Raw genomic sequence first — 21,800 nt, 5'->3', positions numbered from 1 at the left:
AGATGGCGATCATCTGGTGAGCAAAACAGCCATGACTCGGGTTGAAGGAGAAAATAGTCGATTACGGCACCATCTGGCGCGGCTGCACCGCAAAACCTTCTGCTATTCCAAGTCCATTGAGATGCTTCAGGCATCGATTCGCTTGTTAATTTACTACTTGAAGCATCGACAAGTGCCTACTTTGAAATGATCATTCACCCATTGTGCAACGCCCTCACCACCGCCCTATTCAACCGCTGCAAAGCCAAAATTTTTAGTTGGTAATATTGCCTCTGAGATTTCTCATTCAGCGCTTCATCGGGAAACAATTCACAGCGGTAGACTTTACAAATGTTTTGGACACGGGCATAGTAATTCACAGCGTAGCCTTCATTTCCAAAGACTTTGGTTTGATAAAACGCTAACCACTCCGGTGCCCAGTGTTGCTTCAAAAACTTCTCGACGCTCTCGACAAGAATGCGATACCAGTGCTTTCACAGGCGATCTTCATATCCTGCACGTTATTGAGGATTGCAACCAGCACCTCACCCCGTCGTGTTGTCATGTTTTGCTGTGAATCAAATTCTTGAATCAACGTCTGACTTATGGGCAGGTTGGCAGGGCAACCTACAGCTAGAGTTTGCCCTGCGTGAGGGTACTACTCAACTCAGTCGTGCCTTTGCTCAAGCCCCGCTCAAAGTGCAGCGACCGTTCTACCCAGAAGGTTCTGAGGTTTGCCATAGCGTAATTTTGCATACGGCTGGCGGCATTGTGGGAAGCGATCGCCTCTCTCTCAATGTTTCCCTGCATCCCCAAGCCCATGCACTAATCACAACTGCATCCGCTGCCAAGGTGTATCGGAGTAAGGGTGTGGAAGCAAAACAATCGACTCACCTCAAAGTTTCTGCTGGAGCCTGTCTGGAATGGTTGCCACAGGAGACGATTGTGTTTGATGGCGCAAACTATCGTCAGAATTTGCGAGTTGACTTAGCCGAAGATTCGCTATGGCTGGGTTGGGAAATTACTCGACTGGGACGCAGTGCCAGAGGTGAAAAGTTTGCTAGTGGCGAATGGCGAGCGCACACCGAAGTTTGGCAAAATGACCAACTCCTGTGGGTAGACCCTCAATGGCTACAGGGAGGCTCCGAAATGCTGACTAGCCTGCACGGATTAAACAATTATCCGGTGGTTGCTAGCTTTGCTTTGGTAGGGCGATCGCTCCCCAATGAAGTGATAGAAAAAGCTCGACAGCTTTGGGCGGAACGGAAAGTAGGGAAGGGCGATCGCCCAGGTGAGGCTGGCGTGACTCGTTTGATGTCAGGGATGCTCTGCCGTTATCGCGGTTGCTCAAGCCTGGAAGCTCGACGCTGGTTTACCGAAGTGTGGCATCTGATGCGGCTCGCTTGCTTGAATCGCCCCAGTTGCAACTCAAGGGTTTGGCCATCATGAACTTTGGTCATTGAGGAAACCTTCTTGAACTAAAAACTCTTGGGCAACCTCAGCAGGTTCACGCCCATTTCCATCTACCTCATTGTTTAACCGACGCATGGTTTCATCCGTAAGTTTGGGAGCCAGAGCATTGAGGGCATCCTGAATTTCTGGATTTGCGTCTAGCGCTGCCTGCCGCACCACAGGAGCAACCTGATAGGGCGGGAATAAGCCTTTATCATCTTCCAGGACAACCAGATTGTAAGCGCTGATTTGTCCATCGGTTCCAAATGCCTCGACTACATCGGCCTCGCCTCTGACGAGTGCTTCATATCTCAGCCCTGCGTCCACTGGAATCAATTGCTTAAAGTCAAATTCTCCATACACCCGTTTCAGCCCAGGTAGACCGTCTTCCCGCTCTTGAAACTCAGGCGTTGTCACAATCGTAAGCTGCTCAGCTTGACCTACCAGATCAGAAATCGTGCGAATGCCATACTGCTCGGCTTTCTCCTGAGTCATGGCAAGAGCTTGGGTGTTGTTCATGGGAGCTGGGTCTAGCCAGACTAAATCAAACTGTTCCTTGTATTCCGATGAAACGGTGTCAAAGACCTGCTGGCGATCGCTAATCACAGGCAACTTCAAAACAGTCAGCAGCGCAGTACCCGTATATTCAGGGTAAAGGTCAATCTCGTCGTTGATGATCGCGGACTGGGCGACGGGCGTACCACCCAAATTGAATTTTCGTTCTACTTGAAGACCGCTGTCTTCTAGCACCAACGCATACATTTCACCCAGAATGAATTCCTCTGTAAAATCTTTAGACCCCACTCGCACAGGAGCAGCGCTATTGTCCCCAGTTCCACCAGAATTACAAGCTACTGCGATCGCCGTCGTCAGGACAACGATGAGAAGAAATGTCAACAAACGACGGACTATTTTCATAGAATGGCCCTCATGCACCAATTACTCATAAATTACTACAAGACTAAAGCATGTTTTAGAGCAGGTTGAAAGGGTTGGGCTGTTACGTATACTTCGCGAACTGAAAATCAACTTCTAAAATAGACCGTAGAGCAATCTCAGGAATGGGTGATCAATTAGGAACGAGTCATGATGAAAGTAATAGGTTCTCAGATTTATCAATATGTCAAATTGGTTGTAGTGTGTTGGATGGCGATTGCTACCGTCATTGTGCTAACAACTGTAAGTGCAGAGGCCGCTTCAACGCCTGAAGTGATGTCTGAAGCTATGCCCGAAATTGTGGTCTATCGCGATCCATCCTGTAGCTGCTGTGGAGGATGGATGGAACATTTGGAGGCTCAAGGTTTTCAGGCTACCAATATGCCTACGCCCGAAGTTGATGCTCTCAAACAGCAATACGGAATTCCAGATGACTTAACCTCTTGCCATACTGCAATCATTGGTGGATATGTGGTCGAAGGACACGTCCCGGCTGAAGACATTAAACGACTGCTAGCGGAACGTCCTAATGTTGTAGGGATTGCTGTTCCAGGAATGCCAGTCGGAACACCAGGTATGGAATCTGGAGATGAGCGAGAATCTTTCAGCGTGTTTTCGTTTGACGAGCAAGGAAACACAGAAGTTTTTAATCATTACTCATTTTAAGCATCGGACTTTTTGACAAAAAAGGTGAGGGTAAAACCCTCACCTTTTTTGTCACAATTTAAATCGCTGACTTCATACGTTGCTTAGAAACTGTCTTACACAGCACTCTGCACGTTTACCTTAAAGGCAAAGTCATTGAAGTCCTGATCGCCTCCGCCCAACTTATCCTCAAAGACAAGGGTATTGTCGTTGAGCAGTTTGACGTGATCCTTCTTGTCAGGGTTAGCTACTCCAAAGGCAAAGAAAGCATTGAGCGGTCCACTGTTTTCTAAGTTGCTGGGGTTCTGGCTGAGGAACTCATCTGCCGTGCCGTTGGAGATAATGTATGGTGCCAAGAGCGCACCTGTCTCCAAGGAAGTTGCAAGTTCTCCTGTAGCTCGGTCGAGTTCTACATCCGTTAACCGTTGTTTGAGTGCTGCCTCTGCGTAACCTGATTCTCCTGGGCGGATCAACTGGTCAGTGTCTGAATCAAGCACTGCCCCTGATTCATCTGCCACAACGTATAGCCCAACTGAGTTGCTGTAGGCTGCGTTGCTAGTAACCTCATCAAATGTTGCTGCAACTTCAGAGTTCAATTCACCGTCGCCATTGAAATCAATGTTACGCAAATCAATTAGTTTGGTTTGCGTAAATAGACTGGGCTCAGGCCCAACAGGGGATGGAGTTTCAGGCGATGGGGTTTCAGGCAATGGCTGGCTGGGCGACGGAGTCGTCGGCGGAGTCGTCGGCGACGGAGTCGTCGGCAGCGGAGTTTCTGGCAATGGGTCTTCGGTGACTGTAATTTTGACCGTTCCAGAAACACTTTCGCCATTCCGACTTAACCGATAGGTAAAACTATCTTCGCCTATGGCATCGGCTTCAGGGGTGTACCGGATAAAGTCATCTGTTAGGTTGTTGAGCGTACCGTTGTTGTCAAGTGTGACATTCCCCTTAGTGGGGCGATCGCCAATGGAAAGGGTAAAGTCACCTGCTACCTGGTCGTTGGCAAGCACATCAATTTTGACTTCGGTGTTCGCCTTCGTTGTAATGGTATCTGCTTCAGCAACAAGAGGGTCAGGCGTGCTCGTATCGGGAGGGGTAGGAGAACCACTGTCCGGTGGTGTAGTGTCTGGTGGTGTAGGAGAACCACTGTCTGGTGGTGTAGGAGTTTCACCGCCATTATTAGGAGGCGTAGGAGTGCCACTGTCTGGTGGTGTGGGAGGCTCACTAGGAAGGGAAGGCTCCTCTCTGGGCGGAATTGTCGTTTGAGTTTTTACCTCATAGGCTCCAACGTCTGGTCTGCTGTCCCGTGTAACTCCTCTCTGATCAGTTGTAGTTGCACCGTTGGTCGTGCCTGAATTGATAGCTGGGCTATCCTGCAAAAGCTGACGCACATAGTCATTGCCGACCTTTAACAAGTCACCCAGATTCACATCATCTACATAACGACTGTTTTGCGTGACTTTGGGTCCTCTGCCATCCACAATGGTTTCAACAATGTTGCCACCGCCATCGCGCAGGGTGAAATTGGAGTGCCCTTGTTTAGTCGATTGTGCAACGTTCCCTGCCAAGAGGGTGTTAGTCAAGGTGACATCATCACTGTTGCTACCGCCCGTCCAGATTGCGCCTGCATCCCTTCCAGCAAAGTTGTCAGCAATCGTAGAGTTAACGATTTTGATAGGTTTACCGTCCCTGGTATTCAGGAACATGGCACCGCCCGCATCTTCCAGGGCTTTGTTACCAGAAATGGTGGAGTTGGTAATGGTGACACCAGAGGTATTGTTGTTCACCCACAATCCACCACCTTGGACTGGAGAGGTGTTATTTGCGATAGTCGTGTCGACGATCGTGAGTTTACTGCCAGCGAACTCAATGCCACCGCCGCGTCCGAGGTTATTTGAACCACCTCTAGTGACGGAGTTGCCCAAAATGCTGCTGTCTTTGACAATTACTTCGTCTCCGGTGTAAGTCCACAGGTACAGCGCTCCTCCCCCTGCTGTGGCTTTGTTGCCCTCAAATTGGCTGGACTCAATCAGGATCTTGCCACCCACAGTATCTCGTTCGTCGCCATTGGCACCATCGGTGAAGAGGGCTCCTCCTTCGCGAGTACTGGTGTTGTTCTTGAAAACTGAGTTCTTGATGGTAACAGGTCCGAGCAGATTGTAAACAGCTCCACCGTTCACCCCTCTGTTGTTGGTGAAGGTGCTGTTTTCAATCACGAGTTTGCCTGTGCCTGCCGCTCCGCCTGCACCGTAGGTGGCGATCGCCCCAGCACTAAAGCCATCGTTTGAGAGGGTGCCGTCGTTACTATCAAAAGTGCTGCCTCGCACTGTCAATCCGCCGCCGTAACCGACGCGAATTGCACCACCACGACTCGCCTTGTTGTTGGTAAATTTACTGTTTTCTACAGTCAATGTGCTGTAGTCACGCACCTGAATTGCGCCACCTTCACCCGCACTTCCTACACCTATGGTTTTTCCACTGGTGAAATTCAAATTCTTGATATTGACATTTAGAAATTTCTCGACAACGAGGATACGGGTGGAGTTATTACCACTAACGGTTAAGTTAGGCGCTTCTGAACCATCAATGGAGATTCCCTTGTTAACTGTAAGCTGTCCGCCGGTTAGCGTAATTTTTTGGTTAGCAAGGTTGGATGAAAACTTGACAGTGTCTCCCGACTGGGCATTGGCAATTGCTTCTCTCAGTGAACCAGTTCCGCTGTCTGCGGTGGTTGTAACCGTGATAATAGCCATGAATTATCCTTTGAGTGAACGTCAGTCGGCAGAGCACCCAAGCTATCTTCTTAGACATTTCGTACAACAATAAAGTTCCCTTAAAGGCAGCAATTCTCACACTTCAGGTAGAAGAAAATTAGATAAAGGCGAACTAGAAGCCTTTCCGTTGTTCAAGCCTCGGATTCATTAATCTCCGGATTTCATTAATTTGAGCGATGCGAGCTACTTTACAATCATCACTTACAAAAACGCAATTTCCTGTATCTTTACCAGAAATTCTAATCAGTCGTTAAAGAAAAACCGTTGTCCTTTGAGTGACTTTTGAAAAGTACAGAACTCATGCAGACATAATGCAAAACTGATATCGATTTAACCAGGCTTCGCGACACATCAACTTCTGTAAGGGCTCATTGCGATGAGTCCTTACCCGCATCTGCAACCTCTAAGAATCAAGTTGGTATGACACAAACTCCACGTTATCTCGGGCATAAGCCGTGGATGACGTGAACGAATGCGTAAGTCCTTCAAGAGTAAATATTTATCGTTTTGCAGTCGTTTCTTTAGGCTGAGCGGGCTACTTCCGCTGCGTCATCATCGTCGGTTTTTGTGAAGTTCACTACGAATGACTTATCAACCTGCGTCCCTTTAGCGTCAGTGCGGCGCAAGGTAATTGCATGATCAACATCGGATTCAATTTGAACTAGGGCAGAGTCGTAAATTCTCAACTCATTTCCTTTCAATAGAAAATATCCTTCAGCGTTATCAAGCAGCGCGTAAGTGTAGGAATTGTTAGTTTCAGGGTCTTCATTAGGCAAAGTGGCAATTAGAGTGCTGGGGGCTTCGGCTTGATTTGAACTTTGCTTTTGGGATTGAATAAACCCGGGCGGTGGGGGAGGGGGGGCGATCGCCTTATTTCGTCTACGCTCTGACGGCTGACCGCCTAGTGGATGCGGCAAGTCACTAAATAGCCCTCTAACTGGCTCAACGACCCCTCCATCTGCCCAAACCGGGGTTAGTTCCTGGTTGGATAGCCTGGGACTCTCATAAGCCAGCTTTTCCAACAAGGAAAAAATGGGAGGGTTGCTCATCCTGCTAGGAGGGTTTGAGTCTGTTTGAAGGTTTTCAGTCTCTTGTGAAGGGCTGTCTCCCTCCCTTGAAAAGTAAAGAGGGGAGTCATGCTGGCTCACCAAACTCTGCTTTTCTTGCTTAGAAGAATTAGAAATCGCGGCACCAAATCCATCGGAATCATCTGAACTCTGCCCATAGTCTAAAGCAGAGGCAAACTCACCCATTGTGGTTTGTGGTCCAAACGTGGGAAGCTGAATGTCTTGCGGTTCAGTATCGTCAGTGCCCCATGTAAGACCCAATTTACTGATGATGTTGTCTTTGAAGATAAATAGCATTCCTCCAATGTAAAAAATTGCCCAAGCACCTATCCAGAAGTAGAAGGGGATACCGCTGGGTGAGGTATCAAAGACAAATTCGGGAGATTGTTGGGATTCGCGATCGGCAGATGACTGCTCTAAGTCAGCGTCTTCTACTTGATCCGTATCTTCTGTGGGTGGAATCTGACCTTCTTCGGAAGTGGAGGCATTGGCTGCCGTTTCTCCTGCTGTGCTTGCAGTCTCCATACGCTCTGATTCTGCCGTTTGAGCTGCTCGATCGGGGGATGGAGATTCTGTTATCGTTGCAGGGGCTGAGCCTGATGCGTCGCCTGAACCCAGTCTCGCCGTTAGTCGGTTAGGCTGCGTTGAAGGAGTGGTAGAGGCTGCTGAAACCTGCAACCTACCCCAAGTGACCGGGCCGGCTATGCCATCGACCGTTAACCCTTCTGCTTGTTGAAATTCGGTGACAGCAGCCAAGGTTAGTTGACCGTAGATGCCATCTATGGCACCCGTGTAGTGTCCGAGCTGCTGCAATCTTTCCTGGAGCCGACTTACGGCTTCACCCCGACTACTCAACCTCAATGAACCAGGCAACTCAACGGAAGTCGAGTTAGCTGAAGAGGACTGGTTAGACTGAGGAGAATTCGTTGCGGTCGATGGTTTTGTAAAGGTCTCAGGCAGGATGAAGGGTTCAGGAGGCGCGATCGCTCCCTCAGTCACAACAGTTTGAGCGGTAGTTTGAACTGCGGCTACAGGCTGAGAAGCAGTAGTTATAAAAGCCGGAATCACCTCTGGGGCACTAACAGAATGAGTGCAATCGATCGCACTCTCTAACCGCCCGGATCGCTGCGGCTGAACAGAAGCCTCAACCGTAGAGCAGTCCAACATAGCCGGATGGGCAAAACTGTCAGGGCTGTCAGCGCAAGTAACACAAGTCAGCAGCAGCAAAATTGATGGGTCAGACATAGGAGGGGGTGCCGTTCGGCTATTGCACGGTTAGCTGAAACGATGTGGCTTCAACAGCGTTAAGTGAACGGTAGTCCCCTGAAGCGAGCTAGCAGTTCGCTAGCTCTGTCCTGTCAACTATAGCAAGTTAGTAGCAATCGCATTTCTTTTTAAGATGCCTTGCCCAACAGCAGTCAGTATAGCCCAACACATCCCTTTTGTCGTATAACAGAATTTCCTTACCCCTCATTCCTCGTCTCCCAAATCGGCAATTTTGGTCGCCAACGGTACTCGTTCAGGTTAACTTTACCTTCAGAGCTAAACAGGATACCTTCTTGCTCCAAGAGCGATCGCTGCAAATAGTCTGTTCCGTAGCGTAGAGGTGACTCTGACACCTCACCTTTTGCATTAATCACTCGATGCCAGGGAACATCTGATAGCTGCATATCTACTCGATAGAGTGCATAGCCAACTAACCGTGCCTGTCCAGGTAGATCTGCCAAATCTGCTATTTGCCCATACGTAGCTACCCGCCCTTTGGGAATGAGACGGACTACTTGATAAATCACGTCATAGCTCGTTTTTGTCTTAGCCATTCAAACACTGGTTCCCAAACAAGGGTAGAAATGCTCTGAATTCAAGAATATGTCTGAAAAGGAGCAAATGCCTCTATCAGGGTATAACGTCCAGCAAATATCCCCTGGAATCCAATCAGAATTATTGCTCAAATGCCTCCCCTCAAACCCTTCTAGACGACAGATTGGACTCTTCAAAGCTCCTCCAAATCTAGGCAGATATTAACCAATATCAAACGACCAGTAGCCCAAATATATTGAGCTCGACTTTAACGGCTAGCTATAAGATTAACAACCGCTGCATTTAGCAGCATTACAAGCTTTCAGAATGTTTGGAGTGATCTCGTTTGGGGTGAGATTTAGTGCTGCTTTTGACGAAAAGTGTATGTTCTTGGGAAAAAACTCAAAAATACCGATATAAAAGACTAAAAAGCGATCGCTTTAAGAGTACTTGTGCCATACAATTGCAAATAAGAGGATTTCAACCTTCACACATGCGCTTCTGTAGAAAACAGGTGTCGAATGGGTTGAGACCATCCATTCTTTACCTAGCGTTGATGTTCAACATTTGAATAAAAGGAATTCCCTACTGTGCAAGACTCTCAACCTTCCAGCAAAGCATCTGACCCGATTCTTTCCAAATTGATTGAGGCCGATTCTGAACTCACGCAGCAAGAAGCTGAACTACTCGCCCGGCTAGAAACAATTCAGGAAAAAAGGAAGGGACTGAAAACAGTCATCGGCATGTTTTCGCTGGGGGGGGCATCGACTTCTGATTTGTTGCAACAGCTAGGTGAGACTCTGCCTAACAGCAAAACTAATGGTACTGCTTCCAAAATCTCAGGTGAAGCGCCAACCAATGGAACAGCGGCGATCGCAGAAAGCAAAACAGAGATTCCACCTGCTGAAAACACCTCTCAAACACCTAAAAAATCTAGGGGTAAGACACCTCGAAAAACTACCTCTGCTCCCAAAGAGCCTGCTCCCAAAAGAAAGGGTGAAAGAGTTAGCAAGGTGACGAAACCAGCCCGTAGGTCATTAGGCTGGCAGCAGTATATTCGAGATGAGTTTGGGAAGAGTTCCCTCGCCGAAGCAATTCCTCAAGTGCTAGGACGTAAGCCGGGCGGGGTACTTGAAACTGGTGAAATCATTGATGCTATCTTTGTCGTTGATATTCCTAAGGAAGCCCGGAGTACAGTTCGTGAGCGGGTTTCAAACATCCTTTCTGCTGGCTTAAAGGTCAACAAATGGTATCGCGGCAAGACAGGTTGCTATAGCCTCTCAAAATCAGCCGCCGAAGCTAGTCTTACCTCATAGTTGAGAGTATTCAGATTTTTGTGTAAGTGCGGGCAGAATGCCCGCACTTACACAAAAATCAAATCAGTCCCCATAGTTCAGCTAAGCGGATGGACAAAATAAAAATTGGGGTAGCGCTCTGAAGGGCGCTACCCCAATTTTTATCAGAGATATTCAATGAATGTTGAATACCCAACCTGCTAGGCTGTCTAGTGACAACTTAAACTTGCAAGGGGTTTGGTGATGTTAGTCGCACAAGAAATTTGCTGGATCTAGAACTCAAGCCACTTCCAAAGCATCCATTTCTGGAGTTTGAGGTGAAGCAGTAGTATTACCGATGACAAACAACGGCTCTAACTGAGAAACGCTATAGTTAAGTAAGGTAAAAAGATACTTCAGTTGAGCCTAAACAAATGGTGTTATTTGGATTTGGTAAAAAGCTAACTTTGCCAACGCCCGATGAGGCGTTGCCCGGAAGAGCAGAAGCTATTTCCGTGCCCTCACAGCACTATGTTAACGGCAATCCTTTAAAGCCTCCCTTTCCACACGGAATGGAAATGGCGATATTTGGTATGGGATGTTTTTGGGGAGCAGAGCGCAAATTTTGGCAGCAAAAAGGGGTGTTTACCACTGCCGTGGGTTACGCCGCTGGCATTACACGCAACCCCACTTATCACGAAGTTTGCACCGGCAAAACAGGGCATAACGAGGTCGTATTTGTCGTGTTTGACCCCAATGTAGTCAGCTTTGAAACCCTGTTAAAGATCTTTTGGGAGAGCCACAACCCCACCCAGGGAATGCGTCAGGGCAACGACACTGGAACTCAATATCGCTCTGGCATCTATGTCTATTCAGAGGCGCAAAAGCAGCTCGCGGAAGCTTCTCGTGATGCCTACCAGCAAGCGTTGAACGCAGCAAATTATGGCGAGATTACGACTGAGATTCTAGATGCACCTGAGTTTTATTATGCGGAAGACTACCATCAGCAGTATCTTGCTAAGAATCCTAACGGGTATTGTGGGTTAGGTGGCACTTCGGTTGCCTGCCCGATTGGGGTAGTCAGTGCCAGCTAAGCTTTAACCTCTAGTATTTCAGAAGAGTTGTAATGATTCTGGAGCATAAAACTGCTCCAGATTTTTTTATGGCTTTGTGGAAGAAACCTACCACACGATGGGGAATTGATGCGCTATCAGCAGTGGTGGAAGGCGATCGCAGCAACCGTTCAATCTGATAGTGGCCGTTCAGATCATTTGCCGATTGTCGCCAGATTCCAGTTGCGTTAAATCAATTTGTACTGACTTAGGGATTTAAGATCTGCGGCTTCTGAAGAAGCCGCAGATCTGAGCGTTCATCTCGTTAAGTCTCCCCAATGATCCCTGTCGCAAACCTCAAATTTACGCTAGCTTCGGTTACAGGGATGTCATTGTATCGAAGTCACCTGAGAGGTAAGCCGCATGGACACCAACCCACAGCAAACGGTTCAACCCATTCCCCCAGATCACGAGACGAACAGCGAAACGCCAGAAATTGGGGGCGGCTTATCGGTAATTCAATATTGGGCGGAACATACGCTTTCACCAGAAGGGGCAAAACTATGGCAAACCCTGTTGCACAAAAGCGCCTGTCTGTCGTGTTCTTGGGGCACGGGCGGGCAGAAAGGTGGTTTCACCAATGAGACGGGCGAAAAGCTCCAGCGCTGCATGAAAAGTGTAGAAGCCATTTCGGCTGAAATTCAGCCTGGAATTTCCAGTCACTTTTTTGAGCAGTACTCAATTGAGCAGCTTCAGCAGTTGACTTCTCTGGAAGCAGATCGATTGGGGCGGCTCAGCTTTCCGGTGATTTTAAGGGCGGGTAAATCGCACTATGAGCGGATCACCTGGGAGGGGGTTTATCAGATTGCAGAGGCAGGGTTTCGCCAACCGCCAGAACGAGTCGCTTCCTATAGTTCTGGGCGGTCTTCTAATGAGGCGGCTTATCTACTGCAATTGTTGATGCGATCGCTCGGCTCCAACAATTTGGCGGACTGTTCTGACCTGTGCCACGCGCCTTCCACCTTTGGGTTAAAGCAGATGTTTGGCACCAGCACTTCAATGGTCAGCCTGGAGAATTTGAAGCAGGCAGATTGTGTGGTGCTAGTGGGTTCCAACTGCTCATACAATCACCCCCGGTTGATGAACGAGTTGATTAAACTGCGCGATCGCGGTGGCAAAATAATCGTGATCAATCCCGTCATGGAGATTGGTTTAGTTAAATTTGGCTCTCCTGCTTTTCCGCTGAAATCATTAATTACAGGTTCCGAGATCTCTTCTCTGTATCTACAACCGATTCCCGGTAGTGATGTAGCGCTATTTGTCGGCATTCAGAAAGCGCTGATTGAAAAAGGGTTGATTCATCAGGACTTCCTTCAAGCACACACTGAAGGCTGGCAAGCAGTTGTTGAACAGGCACAAACTACATCCTGGGAAGCTATCACTCAAACCTGTGGAGTATCTCAAGCTGAAATTGAAGCCACTGCTACCCTGATTGGTACCTCCAAGCAAGTCGTGTTTGCCTGGGCAATGGGTATCACTCAACACCAAAATGGCGTAGACAACGTTTATAGCGTTTCTAATACTGCTTTGCTGACGGGCAATGTGGGCAAAGTTGGAGCAGGTTTAATGCCTGTTAGAGGGCACTCCAACGTTCAAGGCTTTGGCTCAATGGGAGTGACGATAAGGCTCAAGAAGGAAATTCAGCAGGCGTTAGAGAAGTTGTTGGGGCGATCGCTCAGTCGAGTTCAAGGATATGACACTCGCGCCCTGATCGAGGCAGCAGACGTAGGCAATGTAGATACACTGATTTGTCTGGGCGGCAACCTCTACGCTGCAAACCCTGATTTGACCCAAGCAAAACGGGCGCTGAGTCAGGTTGACACGATCATTTATCTTGCCACAAAACCAAACCTAGGACATTTTCACGGATTGGCAAAGCAAAACACAATCATTCTGCCGGTGCTGAACCGCTTTGAGAATCCTCACAAAACAACAGTTGAGTCAGGCAACAACTTTGTACGGCTCAACGATGAAGGTAAAACTCACCTCAAAGATGCCGACCTGATTGCCGAAGTAGAATTTTTGACGGAACTGGCACATCGACTTCAGGGTGACTTTCCGGTAGATTGGCGCAAACTCCAGGACACAAAATATGTGCGGCAACTGATTGCCCAAACCATTCCAGGGTTTGAAAAGATGGCAACTATTGATGAGACACAGGAGGAATTTACCATTAGCGGACGGATTTTCACAGAACCGAAGTTCTCCACGCCATCTGGAAAAGCTTCGATGTTTGTGACTCCTTTGCCTGAGTTGGCTCTGCCAAAGTCTACAGATTTTGGAGTGTCAGAGTCTACTCCTGCGATCGTTGTGGCGTTGATGACAGGACGCAGCTACTCTCAACACAACACAGTGGTTTACAAGATTGCCGACAAATATCGAGGAATGCCTCACCGTAACTGCATTCTAATGAATCGGCATGATGCAGAAAGTATCGGTTTAGAGGAACATCAGCATGTCACCGTGCAAGCAGATGCCGGAAAACTAACCGATGTGGAAGTAATCTACGGCGCAGTGCGACAGGGTGCAGCGCTGATGTTTTACCCAGAAGTGAACGTGATTTTCAAGGCACAAATTGAAGAGCGATCGGGCACTCCAGCCTTTAAGCGAGTGCCCGCTGTCGTCTATGCACAGGCTACTACGGGCGACTCTCAACCAGCATGACGGGAATTGAACTGGTTTCTACAACAGCTTGGGAAACGGAGCCTACGAGGACTTTTTCCCAGGGTTGATGTCCTCGTTTGCCCATGATGATTTCTGTCGCCTTGTAGTCCTGAGCAACTTGAATGATCTGCTCTGGAACAGAACCCGTTGTCGTCACAAACCGATAGCGAATATCTGCAAGCAACTGCTGGGTTTGTGCCTGCAATTGCTTTACATTTTGCGGTTGTGAAACGTTAATGACGTGCAAAACAAGCACCTCTGCATCACTGTGCCGAGCCAATTCTGCGGCTTTGGATAGAACTTTGCTTGTCAGGGAAGAGGTATCGATCGCCACTAACAATCGAGGGCGCTGAACAAGGCTCACCTTAGCCGGATCAACTTCTCCCCGCTCCAACAGCTTTGGCGCAAAGGTAGGAATTGCCCAGGCTCCGAGTGGGGCGGTTATCAGGATGGAGAGAGCGGCGATCGCCAAAATTACCTCTCCTCCTTCAATTCCCTGTGCCAGCGGAATTGCACCAATTGCTGCTTGCACAGTTGCCTTAGCGGAGTTTCCAGGAAGTAGAAACAGACGTTCCTGCCAGTTCCAGTTGCTTCCGAGCGTTGAAAGATACCAGCCAATGCTACGCCCAACAAGAGTACCGATCGCCAAAATCAACAAACCGGGCAGCAAAACATTTCCTAAAACCTGTAGCTGAATGCTGGCTCCCATGAGGACGAATAAGAAGATTTCGGCGATCGCCCACAATCCATCAAATCCACCTCGGAGCCGTCTAGCTAACGGGGCATCCAGTTCAATCAAAAAGAATCCCAGTGACATCGTCGCGAGATAGCCCGAAAAATAAGGAAATGCCGTAGCTGCAATCACCAAAAATAGAGCAAGCCCAGCCGCAAGCAAAACGTCTTGAACTGCCGTCTGAGTCCAGTTTTGCTGAGTTAGCAGGGAAACTAACAGTCGTGCCGCAAGGTATCCCGCCAGAACTCCTAAAGCGATTTGCAGAATGACTTGAAAGGGTAACAGTTGCAGTGCCGTCAGGGTAAATCCGCCTGGTAGCGTGATGGTTTCAGTTGCTCCCTGTCCCAAAAAATTGAGCAGCAGGCTAAAAATCAGCAGCAGCAGCACATCAGATAGAGCGCTTCCGGTCAAAATTGCATCAGGAATGCCTTTAGTGACACCCCAGCCTGCGCTCTTGAGTCGCAACATTCCTGGCACAATTACAGCGGGAGATTCTGCTCCAATTACGCAGCCCAACAGTAAACCGGTAGGAAAGTCAAAGTTAAATAAGAAGATAGCCGTGAAGGCGATCGCCACCGCCTCAAATGTTGCCGGTAGAAAACCCAACCGCAGGGCAACGGTGCTTTGTTGCACCAGTTTTTCTCGATCTAAGCCCAATCCTGCTTTCATTAAAATCACCATGACGGCGATCGTTCTCAGGCTGTCCGCTGATGCCAAAACATCTAGGCTGAGCACATCGCCAACTTGCGGTCCCAGCACAACACCCACCAAAATCATGCCAACCAGGGGCGGGCCGCCTAAACGCCGGACAATCTGTCCGACAAAAAAACCCATCAACAAAATCCAAAGAATGCTGCTTAACATCTCGCTCCTTTCAAGCTGCTGGGTGAAGAGTAAGCCGCTAACGGAGGAGAAATTTCGAGTCAAGCTTTTTGACACTTTCCTACCCTTCCGTCGCAACTCGGAAAAGTAGGAGTCATCAGCCCCCTGTGAAAGAGGCGGTTAAGGCGAACTCCATCGCCTAAGGTTAAAAACCTGGCTATAACAATACCATCATGAGGCAATTCTTGCTTCGTTCCCAAGTTCTACTTAAGGATGCTTGTAGTGAGGCTCGGACTTGGAGTTGCAGGAGGCAGATCTCTGGATTAGCACAACCAGGTAGAGCCTAGTAATGAGAAGATTAATAACCCCGTGGAATTTGTTATGGACTCAGGACTTTCTGTAGCAAAAGCTACAGAAAAGATTTAAAGTTATAGGGGTGGAGGTTGCGTTTATTTATTCAGACACGCATTGAACGGAAATGGCTAATGTATTTCGGGTTGAGGATTCGGAGATATTAGCTAGGCATCGAGCAAACATTAATGCTTCCCTAGCTCACCGTTTGGCAGTAGCCAGAGCTACTCAAAATCAGCAATTAGTGGCTTCGCTGGAGCGAGAGCAGCGACAGTTTGGAGTTGAGCGAGGTCGTGTAAACGGAGCTCCGTCTCTAATTCAGTGGTTGAGCCAGAAGTGGAATGAGTTGATGGAGGCGATCGCCAAAAGCTCCCAGCTTTCAGTCGAGCGAATTAGTGCAGACGGAGCCATCTTTTGGTATGCCTACGATCCAGAGACGGGCAAAGCGCTCTATGCCGAGTCGGAGTCAGAAGTGCTGGACTGGATTGAGCAGAACAATTTGGGACGCTAAAGAATAACGCTCTCAACAAAGCATGTAGCGCCACAAGGGAATGGGCGATCGCGTCTCAGATCGCCCATCTTATATTTCTAGTCTGGAGTTTTACTGGTTTAAACAAACTCCGCGACACATCAATTTCTGTAAGGGCGCACTGCGGTGCGCCCTTACCCACATCTGCAATGTCTTCAAATCAAATTGATATCAGGTATGCCAGCAGTTCCGATAAGCTGATACACTTGCTCAACCACTTGCTGCTAGGGCGATCGCAAAGTCCTATCTTAAACTTCTTCGGTCATCCACTGAACCAGCTGAAGTACAACTCCGTTTGGATCTGTAACCTGAAAGAACCGTTCGCCCCAAGGTTCAGTTTCGATTGGCGTTGTAATCGTTACACCTTCAGCTTTTAGCCGAGCATATTCACGATCAATATCGTTCACTACAAAAGCAACGAGCAACCCATCTGCATGATGTCCACGCATATGAGTTGGCTTAAAACTCTCTAATCCAGTTCGGAGGAAGATCAGGTTAAACCCAACGTCTGGACGGGAAAGCGACACAAACCCGTCAGCAGACATATCTTCGTTAAAACCGAAGTGCTGTTTAACAAAGGCAGCAGACGCTTTAACATCATCAACATTGAGTGAAATCGCTGAAGCCGTAATCTGCATACATTCTCCTCAAAGCGCTAGTCTGATGAATTAGGACTATCATTGTGGCGCATCAGCGATGGAAAAGGATTGTAAAAAACTGACCTCAAGTCGGCAACAGGATGTGGCAAGGATGAAAGCTTCGCTGCGTTAAATACTCAGTGGGTGTGCAATGAGCAAATGCCCGAAAATCGTGAATAAAATGTGCCTGATCAAAGTAGCCGCAGGTAAATGCAATCTCCATCCAATCAACTTGCTTTTTACCTTTTAGCAGGTGGAGAACTTGCTGCAAGCGCTGCACCCGACAATACCGTTTAGGAGTTAATCCGACCTGATCGCGAAAGAGTTGGTTGAAGTGGCGATCGCTAAACCCGATTTGCTGCGTTACAGTTCTGACGGGGGAAATGGGCGATCGCTTGAACTCCCGTAAAGCAAAATCCACAGCAGGGCACCGTTCAGGTGACTGCACCATTGTTAGGAGAAACTGTTCCAGAACCAGGAAACGAGTTGATAACGTAGGTGTCTCCAATAGTTTTTCTCGCAATTCTGTGGCACGCCCCTGCCACAGTTCCTCTAGCGAGATAATTTGATTGTGCAACTCCCCAGCCGGAAGCTTAAAGAATGCAGCATTGCCACCAGGCTTAAAGTGTACTCCCATCGCCGCAACTCGCCAATCGTTGTTGATAATGAAGCCTTTAGAGTGAGCACCACAAATCCGTGTACCGCTTGTGCTGCCACACTCCGCTCGACGGTGGGAGTCAAAAAGCGGAATCTTGTCTTCATGCAGATTGATCACCAGTTCCATTGAGCCAATCGGCAGGAGGCGCGATTGTGTTTCTGATGGGCTTTCTCCTGCCCGAAACCACAGAAACTCGACAAACTGTGAGAGAAGAGGTTCCTTTAGAGTTGCGCCACAGGACAATTTGGGCTGATAGGTCTGGTAAATCATACCTGCACTCAATTTACGCCTTCTAAAGGTTTCTAAATATCCTTGGGGTTACCCCTGTGGATTTGCGAAAAAGAGTAGTGAGATGGCTTTGGTTCTTGAAACCACACAGAAGAGCAACGTCGGCGATCGCCAGTTCTTTCTGCTGAAGCAACTGTTTTGCTCGTTCAATTCGCTGCTGCAACACAAACTGGTAGGGTGAGACACCCATTGATTGCTTAAACAATCGACAAAAATAATACTGGCTCATTCCAGTCAATTCAGCCAAATCTACCAGCTTAATGTCCTGATCGAGGTAAGTTTGAACATACTCCAAAACCTGACTCAATTTGCGTTGTGGCAATCCATCTTCATAGGCAGTGAGAGTTGATTGCACCGTTGAATACCGTTTGAGCAAGTGGACAGCAAGAGCTGTCCCCATCGCTTCACCATATAACCGCCCTGATGGGCAACCTGTTTCAAGCTCTGTTTTTAGAGCAAAGAGAATTTCTCGAATTAAAGGATCTTTTTGCCCTCGGTGCATCATCAGTTCTACCCGATCGGCATTCACCGACTCCTGAATAGTCTGAGCAACAAATTCTGGCTCCAAGGTCAAAGAGAGCACTTCCATTTCATCTTCCCAACGGATAGCGTGAAGATGCTGAAAGGGCGTGATACAAACATTTCCCGGCAACAACTGTTGACAATTAAATTTGCCATTGGCTTTTAATTCAACCTTTCTAGGTGTTTTCAGTTGCAGCGTGAGATGATGCCTGACTGCACAAACATCTGAAATATCCAGGGGCGGGAACTTAAGGTGCTCCAGCAAAATTCCATCCCACGCAGCCGTTCCACTCGACAGCAGGACAAATTCAGCAGGATGCTCAGCATCAGGTTTAACTTTAGCTTGACCACCAATTTCTCTCTGATGCAGAGACATAGTACTTTTTCTCCAAGCTAGAACACGCAGATTGTTATGGAGCAGATTAGACCAGCGATTATGGCAGCTAAAGGATTTTGAGAGAATTCAGCAAGAATTTGAAAAGAACGCAAAATTCTGGAAGAAGTGTACCGCCAAATCCATCACGATGGAAGCGACCCAAAACGGAATACAGCCGTTATGCCAAAAATTGTTCGATTGTTTGCCGTATTGCAGAAAGGGTTAAAGGCGCAGGGTTAGTGTCTTTTCACTCGACCCAATTGTAGGAGCACATCAGCCCATGAAATCCAATCAACAAAACAGCAAAACTATCACCGCCGTTTCCTAAGGTGCGCCCCCTCCTTTAACCCATTGACCTGGAGAATTCTATGATCAAGTTTGTATACTGCATTCGTAAACGGGCTGGCTTGAGTGATGAAGAATTTCATACCTTCTGGCGAGATGTCCACGGTCCGTTTATTCGCAGTCTCGCTCAAACCTTGCAAGCAAAGAAGTACATTCAAAGCCACACGCTCAATACTCCCATTAATGCAGAGATCGCCAAGTCTCGCGGTCTGAATACGGCTATCTACGACGGCGTTACTGAGATTTGGTGGGAGAGTATGGACGATTTTTTAGCAGCAGTAAGTACTCCTGAGGGTCAAGCAGCAGCACAACAGTACATCACAGATCCGACCGTGGGTGAGGTGAATTTTGTTGACTTCTCCCAATCTTGCGCGTTTCTCACCGAAGAACATACTGTCTTTGACTTCTCCTAAAAATGTACCTCTGTGTGAAGCTCCAGACTTAGAAGCGATGCAGGCGATCGCCGCTTAGTTCCCAACGGCAAGCAGGTGTCTTAACATGTGAGATCCTGCCATTGAAACCACACCCCGGTTTAGCAGCGCTGTTTGCTAAACCGTAATTCCATCATTTGGAAACTCCACAGTGAACTTCTGATTGCACCAGACGATGCAATTGTTGGATACGATCAATCAGGGCCGCTTGCTAAACCAAACCAGCCTTCACCGATTGTTCGTCGTCTGTAGCAGTCCCTGTTCAGGAAGACCCATGCAAATTACCCACTATCTTCACGCAGCTATTCTAGTTTCTGACTTGGAGAAAGCCGAACACTTCTATGGCAACGTGTTGGGACTACCCAAGGTCGATCGCCAGCTTAAATATCCTGGAGCCTGGTATCAGGTAAGTAATACGCAAATTCACCTGATCGTCGATTCAACCTTTTCTAACGGTCTCCACAATGCCGAGAAATGGGGGCGCAACCACCACGTTGCCCTTGCAGTCGATGACCTACAGGCTGCTAAGGAGCATCTCAAAGCTTGTGGACTGGATGTACAAACGAGCGCATCGGGTCGGGCTGCATTATTTACTCACGATCCAGATGGCAATGTGATTGAGCTTACTGAGGCGAAATAGGTGTGGGCTTTTAAGGGCGATCGAAGGCACTGAGGGTAAACCCGGAACTACTAGCTCAGTGATTTCTTTCTATACATCAAGAAATCGGGGGATATCCTGCTTTGTAAGATACCCCCCGATTTTTAACTATTGAATTGGTTGAAGATCTAAAAGCAGAATTTTAAGAGCGAGATATTACTCCACCAAGGCGCGGGTGTTAAACAGAGCGTAAGTTGTCCCAACCATCATTACTGTCAGCACTGCAATTGAAATCATGAGAGGCACCCGAAGTTATCTAAGCTCATAGTTCACACGATTAGCTCTCAGGCTCTCAGATTCCTTGCTTAATTCCCTACGCTATATTGCTGAACCAGAGTAATTCTGAGGGTTCTATCTGTCTAACTTTCCATCCTAAGACGTGGAGAGTCCTGCAATTATTTCGTTACAATTATTCATAAGTAAACAATTGTTTTTTAATTTAGCGGTATCCCATGGCTGCACCTTTAGCTGCCCCTTTCACGAAACTGGCCTATCAGACGTTTCAGCAAGGCAAAAGTTACTTTGGGCTGGCTCACAAGACTCTTAGTAGTCAGCTGTTGAGCTTAATCGCTCCACCTCGCGATCGCCAACCTAGCCCGCTTTCGGCTGACCTGCTACTCAAAATCCAACGGCGACTCAACCAGTTACTCGAAACAGACTGGCAAGATGCGGAGCAAGGCATCTATCCTGAAAGTTTGCTGTTTGACAACCCCTGGGAAGATTTCTTCCGTTACTATCCTGCCCTCTGCCTGGATATGCCTCAGATTTGGGAGCGGGCCAACCAAAAACGTCATCAAGACTTTTCGACTCAAGTTAAAACCGAGGGTTATCCCAGCTATTACCTGCAAAACTTCCATCACCAGACAGATGGTTACTTGAGCGACATGTCTGCAAATTTGTATGACTTGCAGGTTGAGATCTTGTTCAACGGCTCTGCCGATGCAATGCGACGGCGGATTTTGGCTCCGCTCAAGCGGGGATTGGAGCAGTTTACCCAAACTCCACCTCACCAAATTCGGGTGTTAGATGTAGCTTGCGGGACTGGGCGTACATTGCGGCTGATTCGCGGCATGTTGCCCGATGCGTCTTTGTTTGGCACCGATCTGTCACCTGCCTATTTGCGTAAAGCCAATCAGCTTTTGTCCCAGAATCCTGGAGAGCTACCTCAATTGCTTCAGGCAAACGCTGAAGAGCTGCCTTACCTGAACAATTATTTCCACGCAGTAACCTCTGTTTTCCTGTTCCATGAGTTGCCGCCTGTAGTTCGTCAACGGGTAATTGAGCAGGCTTTTCGAGTCGTGCAACCTGGTGGTGTGTTTGTCATTTGTGACTCGATTCAGGTCAGTGATTCACCTGATTTAATGTCACTCATGGAAGGATTTCCGGACATGTTCCATGAACCTTACTATCGTCATTACACCACTGATGACATGGTTGGACGGTTGGAGCAGGTAGGATTTGTAGGCATTACCAGTGAAGTTCACTTCATGAGTAAATACTGGATTGCTCATAAGCCAGCTTCCTAAGGGCTGTGTCTTTCCCTAAGTTGTCCCTATGCAACTTCGACGAAGATAAGCCCACATGAGGAGCGTGAGCCGAGTTCATGCTTCTCATGTAGACCATTGGAAAAAACGTCCCAAGCGTTTTTCACTACAGTTAGAGCAGGAATGAGGCATTCTTCCTAAGGGAAAACGTAAAAAAATCCGCAGAGCTAAGGCTGATAGAGCTGACAAAGGCTAGAGT

The 21,800-nt window shown here is 48.0% G+C and carries 20 protein-coding genes and 1 riboswitch; of the genes, 11 read left to right on the top strand and 9 right to left on the bottom strand.

From position 1 onward, the window contains the following. Positions 1-190: IS1 family transposase (locus H6F93_RS29055; protein ID WP_190678820.1), on the top strand; the 190-nt coding region annotated here is incomplete at its 5' end. 4 nt (positions 191-194) lie between these two features. On the opposite strand, the gene H6F93_RS29050 is transcribed toward H6F93_RS29055, so the two are convergent. After that, positions 195-458 carry a DUF8743 domain-containing protein gene (locus tag H6F93_RS29050; RefSeq protein ID WP_524538036.1) on the bottom strand — a complete coding sequence of 88 codons (264 nt, stop codon included), beginning with the start codon at positions 456-458 and terminating at the stop codon, positions 195-197. 94 nt (positions 459-552) lie between these two features. On the opposite strand from H6F93_RS29050, the gene H6F93_RS29045 reads away from it, so the two are divergent. After that, positions 553-1,428, top strand: a complete 876-nt coding sequence (locus tag H6F93_RS29045; RefSeq protein WP_190642575.1) for an urease accessory protein UreD — start codon at positions 553-555, stop codon at positions 1,426-1,428. Here H6F93_RS29045 and H6F93_RS29040 read toward each other — a convergent pair. Next, positions 1,423-2,349 carry a glycine betaine ABC transporter substrate-binding protein gene (locus tag H6F93_RS29040; protein WP_190642574.1) on the bottom strand — a complete coding sequence of 309 codons (927 nt, stop codon included), beginning with the start codon at positions 2,347-2,349 and terminating at the stop codon, positions 1,423-1,425. The genes H6F93_RS29045 and H6F93_RS29040 overlap by 6 nt on opposite strands. Positions 2,350-2,517: 168 nt before the next feature. Between H6F93_RS29040 and H6F93_RS29035 the strand changes: the two genes are divergently transcribed. After that, on the top strand, positions 2,518-3,033 hold the full coding sequence (locus tag H6F93_RS29035) for a DUF411 domain-containing protein (RefSeq protein ID WP_242043669.1): 516 nt from the start codon (positions 2,518-2,520) through the stop codon (positions 3,031-3,033). A 95-nt stretch (positions 3,034-3,128) separates the two neighbouring features. Here H6F93_RS29035 and H6F93_RS29030 read toward each other — a convergent pair whose 3' ends face one another. The 3 genes from H6F93_RS29030 to H6F93_RS29020 form a co-directional block, all read right to left on the bottom strand. Then, positions 3,129-5,768: a DUF4114 domain-containing protein gene (locus H6F93_RS29030; RefSeq protein ID WP_190688693.1), complete on the bottom strand. Its 2,640-nt coding sequence runs from the start codon at positions 5,766-5,768 to the stop codon at positions 3,129-3,131. 542 nt (positions 5,769-6,310) lie between these two features. Next, positions 6,311-8,101: a peptidoglycan-binding domain-containing protein gene (locus H6F93_RS29025; protein WP_190688690.1), complete on the bottom strand. Its 1,791-nt coding sequence runs from the start codon at positions 8,099-8,101 to the stop codon at positions 6,311-6,313. A gap of 218 nt (positions 8,102-8,319) precedes the next feature. Next, entirely contained in the window at positions 8,320-8,676 is a 357-nt protein-coding gene (locus H6F93_RS29020; protein ID WP_190688687.1) for an MGMT family protein, read from the bottom strand. 570 nt (positions 8,677-9,246) lie between these two features. On the opposite strand from H6F93_RS29020, the gene H6F93_RS29015 reads away from it, so the two are divergent. The 4 genes from H6F93_RS29015 to H6F93_RS29005 all read left to right on the top strand — a co-directional run bounded on the left by H6F93_RS29015 (position 9,247) and on the right by H6F93_RS29005 (position 13,706). Next, a complete protein-coding gene (locus H6F93_RS29015; RefSeq protein ID WP_190688684.1) occupies positions 9,247-9,972 on the top strand; it encodes a hypothetical protein in 726 nt (241 codons plus the stop codon). A 392-nt stretch (positions 9,973-10,364) separates the two neighbouring features. Continuing rightward, positions 10,365-11,024, top strand: a complete 660-nt coding sequence (msrA, locus tag H6F93_RS29010) for a peptide-methionine (S)-S-oxide reductase MsrA (protein WP_190688681.1) — start codon at positions 10,365-10,367, stop codon at positions 11,022-11,024. A 32-nt stretch (positions 11,025-11,056) separates the two neighbouring features. Continuing rightward, positions 11,057-11,182: a hypothetical protein gene (locus H6F93_RS34855; protein WP_277882887.1), complete on the top strand. Its 126-nt coding sequence runs from the start codon at positions 11,057-11,059 to the stop codon at positions 11,180-11,182. Between the two features lie 223 nt (positions 11,183-11,405). After that, entirely contained in the window at positions 11,406-13,706 is a 2,301-nt protein-coding gene (locus H6F93_RS29005) for an FdhF/YdeP family oxidoreductase (protein WP_190688678.1), read from the top strand. On the opposite strand, the gene H6F93_RS29000 is transcribed toward H6F93_RS29005, so the two are convergent. Next, positions 13,681-15,366 (bottom strand): cation:proton antiporter, encoded by a 1,686-nt coding sequence (locus H6F93_RS29000; RefSeq protein ID WP_524538035.1) that lies wholly within the window; start codon positions 15,364-15,366, stop codon positions 13,681-13,683. The genes H6F93_RS29005 and H6F93_RS29000 overlap by 26 nt on opposite strands. Positions 15,367-15,402: 36 nt before the next feature. Beyond that, a riboswitch (Fluoride riboswitch) is annotated at positions 15,403-15,470 on the bottom strand. 269 nt (positions 15,471-15,739) lie between these two features. On the opposite strand from H6F93_RS29000, the gene H6F93_RS28995 reads away from it, so the two are divergent. Beyond that, positions 15,740-16,123 (top strand): hypothetical protein, encoded by a 384-nt coding sequence (locus H6F93_RS28995; protein WP_190688674.1) that lies wholly within the window; start codon positions 15,740-15,742, stop codon positions 16,121-16,123. A 266-nt stretch (positions 16,124-16,389) separates the two neighbouring features. Here the strand turns inward: H6F93_RS28995 and H6F93_RS28990 are convergent, their stop codons facing one another. The 3 genes from H6F93_RS28990 to H6F93_RS28980 form a co-directional block, all read right to left on the bottom strand. Beyond that, on the bottom strand, positions 16,390-16,779 hold the full coding sequence (locus H6F93_RS28990) for a VOC family protein (RefSeq protein ID WP_190688670.1): 390 nt from the start codon (positions 16,777-16,779) through the stop codon (positions 16,390-16,392). 85 nt (positions 16,780-16,864) lie between these two features. Next, positions 16,865-17,707, bottom strand: coding sequence for an AraC family transcriptional regulator (locus tag H6F93_RS28985; protein WP_190688667.1), 843 nt, complete (start codon positions 17,705-17,707; stop codon positions 16,865-16,867). Positions 17,708-17,729: 22 nt separating this feature from the next. Then, positions 17,730-18,623 carry a helix-turn-helix transcriptional regulator gene (locus H6F93_RS28980; protein ID WP_190688664.1) on the bottom strand — a complete coding sequence of 298 codons (894 nt, stop codon included), beginning with the start codon at positions 18,621-18,623 and terminating at the stop codon, positions 17,730-17,732. Positions 18,624-18,991: 368 nt separating this feature from the next. On the opposite strand from H6F93_RS28980, the gene H6F93_RS28975 reads away from it, so the two are divergent. The 3 genes from H6F93_RS28975 (at position 18,992) to H6F93_RS28965 (ending at position 21,583) form a co-directional block, all read left to right on the top strand. Then, entirely contained in the window at positions 18,992-19,381 is a 390-nt protein-coding gene (locus H6F93_RS28975; RefSeq protein WP_190688661.1) for an EthD domain-containing protein, read from the top strand. A 292-nt stretch (positions 19,382-19,673) separates the two neighbouring features. Beyond that, on the top strand, positions 19,674-20,039 hold the full coding sequence (locus tag H6F93_RS28970) for a VOC family protein (protein WP_190643378.1): 366 nt from the start codon (positions 19,674-19,676) through the stop codon (positions 20,037-20,039). Between the two features lie 470 nt (positions 20,040-20,509). Continuing rightward, positions 20,510-21,583: a class I SAM-dependent methyltransferase gene (locus H6F93_RS28965; RefSeq protein ID WP_190688658.1), complete on the top strand. Its 1,074-nt coding sequence runs from the start codon at positions 20,510-20,512 to the stop codon at positions 21,581-21,583. Positions 21,584-21,800 lie beyond the last annotated feature (217 nt).

It is taken from the genome of Leptolyngbya sp. FACHB-671, from assembly GCF_014695745.1.
Classification (GTDB): Bacteria; Cyanobacteriota; Cyanobacteriia; order Elainellales; family Elainellaceae; genus JAAUTN01.
This window is presented reverse-complemented; position numbering and strand designations above follow the sequence as displayed.

Excerpts from the sequence above, each read along its gene's own strand:
- H6F93_RS28965 (WP_190688658.1), top strand. The coding sequence starts at position 20,510 with ATGGCTGCACCTTTAGCTGCCCCTTTCACGAAACTGGCCTATCAGACG.
- H6F93_RS28980 (WP_190688664.1), bottom strand. The coding sequence starts at position 18,623 with ATGTCTCTGCATCAGAGAGAAATTGGTGGTCAAGCTAAAGTTAAACCT.
- H6F93_RS29005 (WP_190688678.1), top strand. The coding sequence starts at position 11,406 with ATGGACACCAACCCACAGCAAACGGTTCAACCCATTCCCCCAGATCAC.
- H6F93_RS29040 (WP_190642574.1), bottom strand. The coding sequence starts at position 2,349 with ATGAAAATAGTCCGTCGTTTGTTGACATTTCTTCTCATCGTTGTCCTG.
- H6F93_RS28995 (WP_190688674.1), top strand. The coding sequence starts at position 15,740 with ATGGCTAATGTATTTCGGGTTGAGGATTCGGAGATATTAGCTAGGCAT.
- H6F93_RS28970 (WP_190643378.1), top strand. The coding sequence starts at position 19,674 with ATGCAAATTACCCACTATCTTCACGCAGCTATTCTAGTTTCTGACTTG.
- H6F93_RS28985 (WP_190688667.1), bottom strand. The coding sequence starts at position 17,707 with ATGATTTACCAGACCTATCAGCCCAAATTGTCCTGTGGCGCAACTCTA.
- msrA (WP_190688681.1), top strand. The coding sequence starts at position 10,365 with ATGGTGTTATTTGGATTTGGTAAAAAGCTAACTTTGCCAACGCCCGAT.
- H6F93_RS29025 (WP_190688690.1), bottom strand. The coding sequence starts at position 8,101 with ATGTCTGACCCATCAATTTTGCTGCTGCTGACTTGTGTTACTTGCGCT.
- H6F93_RS29020 (WP_190688687.1), bottom strand. The coding sequence starts at position 8,676 with ATGGCTAAGACAAAAACGAGCTATGACGTGATTTATCAAGTAGTCCGT.
- H6F93_RS28975 (WP_190688661.1), top strand. The coding sequence starts at position 18,992 with ATGATCAAGTTTGTATACTGCATTCGTAAACGGGCTGGCTTGAGTGAT.
- H6F93_RS34855 (WP_277882887.1), top strand. The coding sequence starts at position 11,057 with ATGATTCTGGAGCATAAAACTGCTCCAGATTTTTTTATGGCTTTGTGG.
- H6F93_RS28990 (WP_190688670.1), bottom strand. The coding sequence starts at position 16,779 with ATGCAGATTACGGCTTCAGCGATTTCACTCAATGTTGATGATGTTAAA.
- H6F93_RS29030 (WP_190688693.1), bottom strand. The coding sequence starts at position 5,768 with ATGGCTATTATCACGGTTACAACCACCGCAGACAGCGGAACTGGTTCA.
- H6F93_RS29035 (WP_242043669.1), top strand. The coding sequence starts at position 2,518 with ATGATGAAAGTAATAGGTTCTCAGATTTATCAATATGTCAAATTGGTT.